Origin of the sequence: Paraburkholderia sp., assembly GCF_049581445.1 — a bacterium.
In the GTDB taxonomy this organism is placed as follows: Bacteria; Pseudomonadota; Gammaproteobacteria; order Burkholderiales; family Burkholderiaceae; genus Paraburkholderia.
Map to the genome: position 1 here is coordinate 1 of NZ_JBAURZ010000173.1, position 6,376 is coordinate 6,376.

A 6,376-nucleotide genomic window follows, 5' to 3' on the forward strand; every position below is an offset into this window, starting at 1 on the left:
CGCCGGACACCACAGCGCGCGGCCAGAACGGCGCGGCGCGTTCGGATAAGCCCGCTATGCCCGCGCACCACCATGCCGAAGCACAAGGCGACGCCCACGCCGACGCTCACGAACCGCTCGGCCCGGACGATCCGCTTGCCCCGCTGCCCTTCAATCCCTACAAAGGCAATCGCGGCATCACACGTGCCTGGCATGCGATGAAAAACTCGTTCGCCGGTTTTCAGGTGGCCATCCGTGAAGAAAGCGCGTTCCGCCAGGAGCTGACGCTTGCCGCAATTCTTGTGCCGTGCGGCATATTCGTGCCGGTTGAACCCGTGGCGCGCGTGATGCTGCTCGGCTCGGTGCTGCTGGTGCTGATCGTCGAATTGCTGAACTCAAGCGTCGAGGCTGCGATTGACCGCATCTCGCTCGAGCGCCATGAATTGTCGCGACGCGCCAAGGATCTCGGCAGCGCCGCCGTCATGGTCGCGCTGGGGATGTGCGTGATGACCTGGGCACTGATCGTCGGTCCGTTGCTCATACGGTGGATCGGGCGCCTGCTCTAGCCGAATCACCCACGCAGACCTACGCACCGCAGCCGTACGGCGGGTCGCCAGGCCTCGACAGCAAAGGCCCGGCCCCGCCGTTTCGTCTTGAAAAAAATTGAATCTGGCCTGGCTATATGAACGGTCGGTTTATAATCGTTCAATAGTTTCAAAAAATACCAACCGCCAGGGTGGATCACGCAGCAGCGGCACGTCGCCGCGGCGAGCCCGGCGTTACCAGGGCCGGACGACATGGAAGCCAAACCTCCCCGCCGCACCCGCGAACGGATTCTCGAACTGTCGTTGAAGCTGTTCAACGAGATCGGCGAGCCGAACGTCACCACGACGACGATCGCCGAGGAAATGGAAATCAGTCCGGGCAACCTGTACTACCACTTCCGCAACAAAGACGACATCATCAACAGCATCTTCAGCCAGTTCGAGCAGGAGATCGAAAAGCGTCTGCGTTTTCCTGAGGACCATCGCGCCACGATCGACGAAATGTGGTCGTATCTGCAGTACATGGTCGATTTCACGTGGCGCTATCGCTTCCTGTATCGTGACCTGAACGACCTGCTGGCGCGCAACCGCACGCTGGAAACGCACTTCAAGCAGATCATCAGCCATAAGGTGCGCTTTGCCAGCCAGTTCTGCGAGCAACTGGTCGCGGACGGCGAAATGGTCGTCACACCCGACGAGTTGCACGTGATCGCAACCAACGTGGGCGTGATCGGCACCTACTGGCTGTCGTACCAGTTCGTGATGAATCCGCGCAAATACAACGAGCAGGAAGCGATCCGCGTGGAACTGCATCAGGTCAGCGTGCAGATCATCTCGTTGATGGCGCCGTATCTGCGAGGCCGCTCGCGCGAACTCTTCGACGATCTCGTATCGGGCAAGCTGCCCAAACGTGAGTTCTACGATTACCTGCCGCCCAAGGATGGCGGCGCGTCCCGCAACGAACCGAAGGACAGTTGAGATGAAGTCGGTATGCGTCTACTGTGGCTCGTCAAACGGAGCGAAGCCGCTTTACACCGAAGCCGCCCGCGGCTTCGGGCGCGCTCTGGTCGACGCGGGCCTGGCCCTCGTCTACGGCGGCGGCAAGGTTGGCCTGATGGGCGTGATCGCCGATGAAGTGATGGCCGCCGGCGGCCGCGCGATTGGCGTGATTCCCGAGTTGCTCGTCAACAAGGAAGTCGGCCACAACGGCTTGACCGAGTTGCACGTGGTGCCCGACATGCACCAGCGCAAGAAGATGATGGCTGACCTGTCGGACGCATTCGTCGCGATGCCAGGCGGTGCCGGCACACTCGAAGAACTGTTCGAAGTCTATACATGGGCGCAGTTGGGGTATCACCAGAAACCCGTGGCAGTGCTCAATATCGACGGGTACTACGATCCGCTGATCGCCATGCTCGAGCACACGGTGCAGGAAGGTTTCATGCGCCAGACCTACTTCGATATTTTGCAGGTCGACTCCGATCCGGCTGGGTTGATCGCACGTTTGCGCGATTATCAACCGCCCCCGAAAGACAAATGGACCGCTAGCCGCGACGCGGTGTAATCGGCAAGCGGGGCCATCGAGCCCTGTTGGACGAGGTTGCCATGGCAAAGGTTGTTCTGATCACGGGCGCAAGCCGCGGCATCGGCCGCGCGACAGCGCGTCTTCTCGGTGCGCAGGGCTGGTCGGTTGGCGTGAACTACGCACACAACGTCACGGCCGCGCAGGACACTGCCGCGGAAGTCGGACGCGCCGGCGGTCATGCGCGCGTGATTGCGGGTGACGTGGCGCAGGAAGCCGACGTGATCGCGATGTTCGATGCGCTGGAACATGCGTTCGGTCGCGTCGATGCGCTGGTCAACAACGCGGGTATCGTCGCCCCTTCGATGCAACTGGCCGATATGGACGTGGCGCGCATGAAGCGCCTGTTCGATGTCAACGTGCTCGGCGCTTACCTATGTGCTCGCGAAGCGGCGCGGCGGATGTCGAAAGACCGTGGCGGCGAAGGCGGCGCGATCGTCAATGTGTCCTCGGCGGCATCGCGGTTGGGCTCGCCGAACGAATACGTTGACTATGCTGGCTCGAAGGGCGCCATCGATACGTTGACCATCGGACTCGCCAAGGAACTCGGCCCGCAGGGCGTGCGCGTGAATGCCGTGCGCCCTGGTCTGATCGATACCGAAATCCATGCGAGCGGCGGGAAGCCGGATCGTGCCGCGGTACTCGGTGCGCAAACGCCGCTCGGCCGTCCGGGTAGTGCCGAGGAAGTGGCCGCGTCCATCGTCTGGTTGCTCAGCGATGCCGCGTCCTATGTGAATGGCGCGCTGCTGGATGTGAGTGGCGGGCGTTAGGAGCGGACGGCTCCTAACCACGAGTTCAGAACGACGATCCCGGTTGACGCAAAAAGGCTCGTTCTTCATCGGTCGTCTCTCGACCAAACAACGCATTCCGATGCGGAAACCGCCCAAACCGTTCGATGATCGCCGCATGCTGCACAGCGGAGCGGTAATAACTGGCCGCTTCCGGATAGCCCTCGAATGGTTTGAACAAACGCAACGCCTCAAGTTGGCTCTCCATCGATTCATCATGCTCAAACGGCAGATAAGCAAATGCCCGATGAAAATGGTCCGGTAGCTGCTGGTCCGCACCGTTCGCCACCATTTGCCTTGCGATCTTCAACGCACGAGCGTCGCCGGCAAACGCATGCACTGTGCCGCGATGGCAGTTGCGCGAAAACTGATCCAGCACGATAACGAGCGCCAGCGCGCCAAGCGGTGTCTCCGCCCAGCTATCCAGATCACCTCGTTGCGCCGCATCCAGTAGCGGGCCGAAGCGCTCGCGCAGCATGGTATCGAATGCCGCATTGCGCCTGAACCAGAGTTTTCGATCGTGGCCGTGGCTTGCGGAGCCGGGGGCGCCGAACCAGCAGTCCAGCACATCCCGCGCGCGCTCATCGAGCGCGGCATATTCCGCTGCGTAGGTCGACGGCCGATCGGATGCTGAACCGCTCATGCGAATTCAAGCACCAGGCGACGCGTGCGAGCACTCTTCTTTTCCAGCTTCGCCACGCGCACCGCGCCGATTTCTTGCGTATTGCGCACGTGCGTGCCACCGCAGGGCTGCAAATCGACGCCCTCGATACGCAGCAGACGCACGCGGCCAAGACCTATTGGCGGCTTCACGCTCATCGTGCGAACCAGTTCGGGGCGCTCGGCCATCTGCTCGTCGGTGATCCACTCGGTCTGCACGCCGTGCGCGCCGCCGACCAGTTCCGCCAGCCGCGTGTCCACAAGCTCGCGTTCGATCGGCTCTACCGTTGCAAAGTCCAAACGCGCGTAGTCGCTGGTGATACTGCAGCCATCCACCGCATAGGGAAGTACCGCGCACATCAGATGGCTCGCGGTATGCAGGCGCATGTGCCGGTAGCGGCGCGCCCAGTCGATCTCAGCAGTGACACGTGCACCGACGACGAGACGCGCCAGCAACGCTTCCTGACCTGGCACCGGCACGTGCACCGCGTCGTCGGGCGTCGCACCTTCGAATTTCGCCTTGCGTGTGTCCGCAATCTCAATGCGCGTTCCGTCCGCCAGGCCTAGCACGCCTGTGTCCCCCGCTTGCCCGCCGCCGAGTGGATAGAACACCGTCTGGTCGAGATGAATGCCCTGCTCGTCGATGCCGGTAATGGCCGCTTCGCAGTGCGTGAGATATGCATCGTCTCGAAAGAGTGCGCGCGTTGTCATGGTGAGGATCCCTGTCCAGTCTTGCCGCAAGGGGACATTATGCCGACGCCTCTAGCCATGCGAAAGCTGGCCGGACGGCCAATCGCTACGCTAGTGGGCGCCACTGTATTGGTCGCAGTAGCGGGCCAGTTGGCATGGCGCTGCGCCTGTGGACGCGATATGACTACACGCCCGCCTGCCTGGAAGCTCACCTCGTGGATCTTAATGCGACACCATCAGCAAGGTTTCGAACCACATGCACTTCAATCCGGCCGATTGCGCATCCAGTCGGCGGTGTCGAAAAACGAGTGCAACAGGCGTTCGCGCAGCGGCTCGGAGAGGCCCACGTCTTCCATCGCCCACGCCATACAACGCAGCCATTGATCACGTTCGTTCGACGCGATTGCAAACGGCAAATGCCGCGCGCGCAGGCGCGGATGGCCAAATCGGCTGATGTAGTGATCCGGGCCACCCAGCCAGCCACACAGGAACCAGAAGGACTTGTCGCGCGAGCCATCGAGCGAGGCCGGATGCAGCGCGCGAATCCCCGCGAACTCCGGCTCGAGGTCCATCAGGTCATAGAAACGGTCGATGAGTTCGCGCACGCGCGTTTCGCCGCCCACCAGTTCGAAGGCCGTGGCTTCTTGAGCCGGCGCTTCTTCGATTGGATCGGTCATACGGTCAACTGGAATCTGCAAAAGTGATCAAAGGGAATCAAACGCATGCGTGCTGCTGGGCTTTCTTCCGCCAGACAGCATTGAAGCTGCGCTCTAGAACGTTCGCGCAACGCTTACGCATCGCGCAGCGATTGCAACGCAGGACGCGCCAGCACGTGGCGCAAGCTCAACCAGCCGCCAATTCCCGCACAGGCCACGCCCGCCGCGATACCGGCCGGCAACAGCCAGGGGTTGAACGGCAGGTAGAACTGAAACACGCGGGTGGCAAGTTGCCAGCCAATCACCTGAGCCCCCATAGCCGCCATCAAGCCGGCCAGCGCGCCCACGGCGACGAACTCCGCGATCTGCACGGCGCGCACCTGTTGATGCGACGCGCCAAGCGCACGCAGCAGCGCGGATTCTCGCATACGCTCGTCACGCGTGCCTGCGAGCGCGGCATACAGCACCAGCACGCCTGCCGCGAGCGTGAACGCAAACAGGAACTGCACGGCGCCGATCACCTGTTCGAGCATGCGTTGCATCTGCGCGAGAATCGGGCCGACATCGATCACCGTGAGATTCGGATACGCGGCAATCAATCCATCAATCGTCGCGCTCTTCTCAGCCGGCAGATGGAAGCTCGTGATGAAGCTCGCCGGGAAGTCCTGCAGCGCGGCGGGTGGCATCAGCACAAAAAAATTGACCTTGAACGAGCCCCAGTCGAGCTTGCGCACACTCGTCACCGGTGCGTCGATCTGCAAGCCTGTTACGTCGAACCGCAGCGTGTCGCCGGTCTTCACATGGATCAGCTTGGCAAGGCCTTCCTCGATTGAAATCTGCGGCTGCTTCGTCTCGCCGTACCACTCCCCGCCGACGATCCGATTGTCGTCCGGCAGACTCGTCGTGTAGGAGAGATTGAACTCGCGGTCGACAAGCCGCTTCGCGTCATCGCTCTTGTACTGGTCCGGATCGACCGGCTTGCCGTCAATGGCAATCAGGCGTCCACGCACCATCGGCGCGAGCACCGCGTCCGGTACCCCATGGGTATTCAGGTACCGCGTGACAGCCGCGCGCTGATCGGGCTGGATGTCGATGATGAACTGATTCGGCGCATCGGGCGGCGTCGATTTGCGCCAACCTGCGATCAGATCGTTGCGCGTCATTGCAATCAGCAGGAGGCACATCAGGCCAATACCGAGCGCGGTAATCTGCAACGCGCTCGCGCTGCTGCGCCGTTCGAGCGACGCCAGCGCATAACGCCAGCCAATGCCCGCATTGACGCGTTCGCTGCGCACGATCTTCGAGGCGCCCCACAACGCGAGCCGCGCGATCAGCGCGAACAACAGCAGCCCGCCCGCAAAACCGCCCGCCACAATCCCGCCCAGTTTGAGCTCGCCAGCCGCGACGATCAAAAGCGCGGCGAACAGCACGATACCCAGCGCATAAGCGGCCCACGCCGTGCGCGCTTCCTCGCCC

8 protein-coding genes are annotated in these 6,376 nt (G+C 62.2%); 4 read left to right on the top strand and 4 right to left on the bottom strand.

Annotated features, from left to right (window positions below; translation table 11 throughout):
* From WCA85_RS15745 to WCA85_RS15760, 4 genes are all read left to right on the top strand, one after another.
* Positions 1–545: diacylglycerol kinase (locus WCA85_RS15745; RefSeq protein ID WP_424065379.1), on the top strand; the 545-nt coding region annotated here is incomplete at its 5' end.
* Between the two features lie 231 nt (positions 546–776).
* Positions 777–1,502, top strand: a complete 726-nt coding sequence (locus WCA85_RS15750; protein WP_424065381.1) for a TetR/AcrR family transcriptional regulator — start codon at positions 777–779, stop codon at positions 1,500–1,502.
* Between the two features lies 1 nt (position 1,503).
* On the top strand, positions 1,504–2,088 hold the full coding sequence (locus WCA85_RS15755; RefSeq protein WP_424065383.1) for a TIGR00730 family Rossman fold protein: 585 nt from the start codon (positions 1,504–1,506) through the stop codon (positions 2,086–2,088).
* Between the two features lie 41 nt (positions 2,089–2,129).
* The gene (locus WCA85_RS15760) at positions 2,130–2,876 is read left to right on the top strand and encodes an SDR family oxidoreductase (protein WP_424065385.1); all 747 of its coding nucleotides are present in this window, start codon (positions 2,130–2,132) and stop codon (positions 2,874–2,876) included.
* A 25-nt stretch (positions 2,877–2,901) separates the two neighbouring features.
* On the opposite strand, the gene WCA85_RS15765 is transcribed toward WCA85_RS15760, so the two are convergent.
* The 4 genes from WCA85_RS15765 to WCA85_RS15780 all read right to left on the bottom strand — a co-directional run.
* Positions 2,902–3,537: a DUF924 family protein gene (locus WCA85_RS15765; protein ID WP_424065386.1), complete on the bottom strand. Its 636-nt coding sequence runs from the start codon at positions 3,535–3,537 to the stop codon at positions 2,902–2,904.
* On the bottom strand, positions 3,534–4,265 hold the full coding sequence (locus WCA85_RS15770; RefSeq protein WP_424065387.1) for an alanyl-tRNA editing protein: 732 nt from the start codon (positions 4,263–4,265) through the stop codon (positions 3,534–3,536). Before WCA85_RS15770 ends, WCA85_RS15765 begins: the two co-directional genes overlap by 4 nt.
* A 242-nt stretch (positions 4,266–4,507) precedes the next feature.
* A complete protein-coding gene (locus WCA85_RS15775) occupies positions 4,508–4,921 on the bottom strand; it encodes a group II truncated hemoglobin (protein WP_424065388.1) in 414 nt (137 codons plus the stop codon).
* Positions 4,922–5,034: 113 nt separating this feature from the next.
* The coding region (locus tag WCA85_RS15780) for an ABC transporter permease (RefSeq protein ID WP_424065390.1) at positions 5,035–6,376 on the bottom strand (1,342 nt) is incomplete at its 5' end.

Coding starts and splice junctions, on each gene's coding strand:
- WCA85_RS15765 (WP_424065386.1), bottom strand. CDS start 3,537: ATGAGCGGTTCAGCATCCGATCGGCCGTCGACCTACGCAGCGGAATAT.
- WCA85_RS15755 (WP_424065383.1), top strand. CDS start 1,504: ATGAAGTCGGTATGCGTCTACTGTGGCTCGTCAAACGGAGCGAAGCCG.
- WCA85_RS15775 (WP_424065388.1), bottom strand. CDS start 4,921: ATGACCGATCCAATCGAAGAAGCGCCGGCTCAAGAAGCCACGGCCTTC.
- WCA85_RS15750 (WP_424065381.1), top strand. CDS start 777: ATGGAAGCCAAACCTCCCCGCCGCACCCGCGAACGGATTCTCGAACTG.
- WCA85_RS15760 (WP_424065385.1), top strand. CDS start 2,130: ATGGCAAAGGTTGTTCTGATCACGGGCGCAAGCCGCGGCATCGGCCGC.
- WCA85_RS15770 (WP_424065387.1), bottom strand. CDS start 4,265: ATGACAACGCGCGCACTCTTTCGAGACGATGCATATCTCACGCACTGC.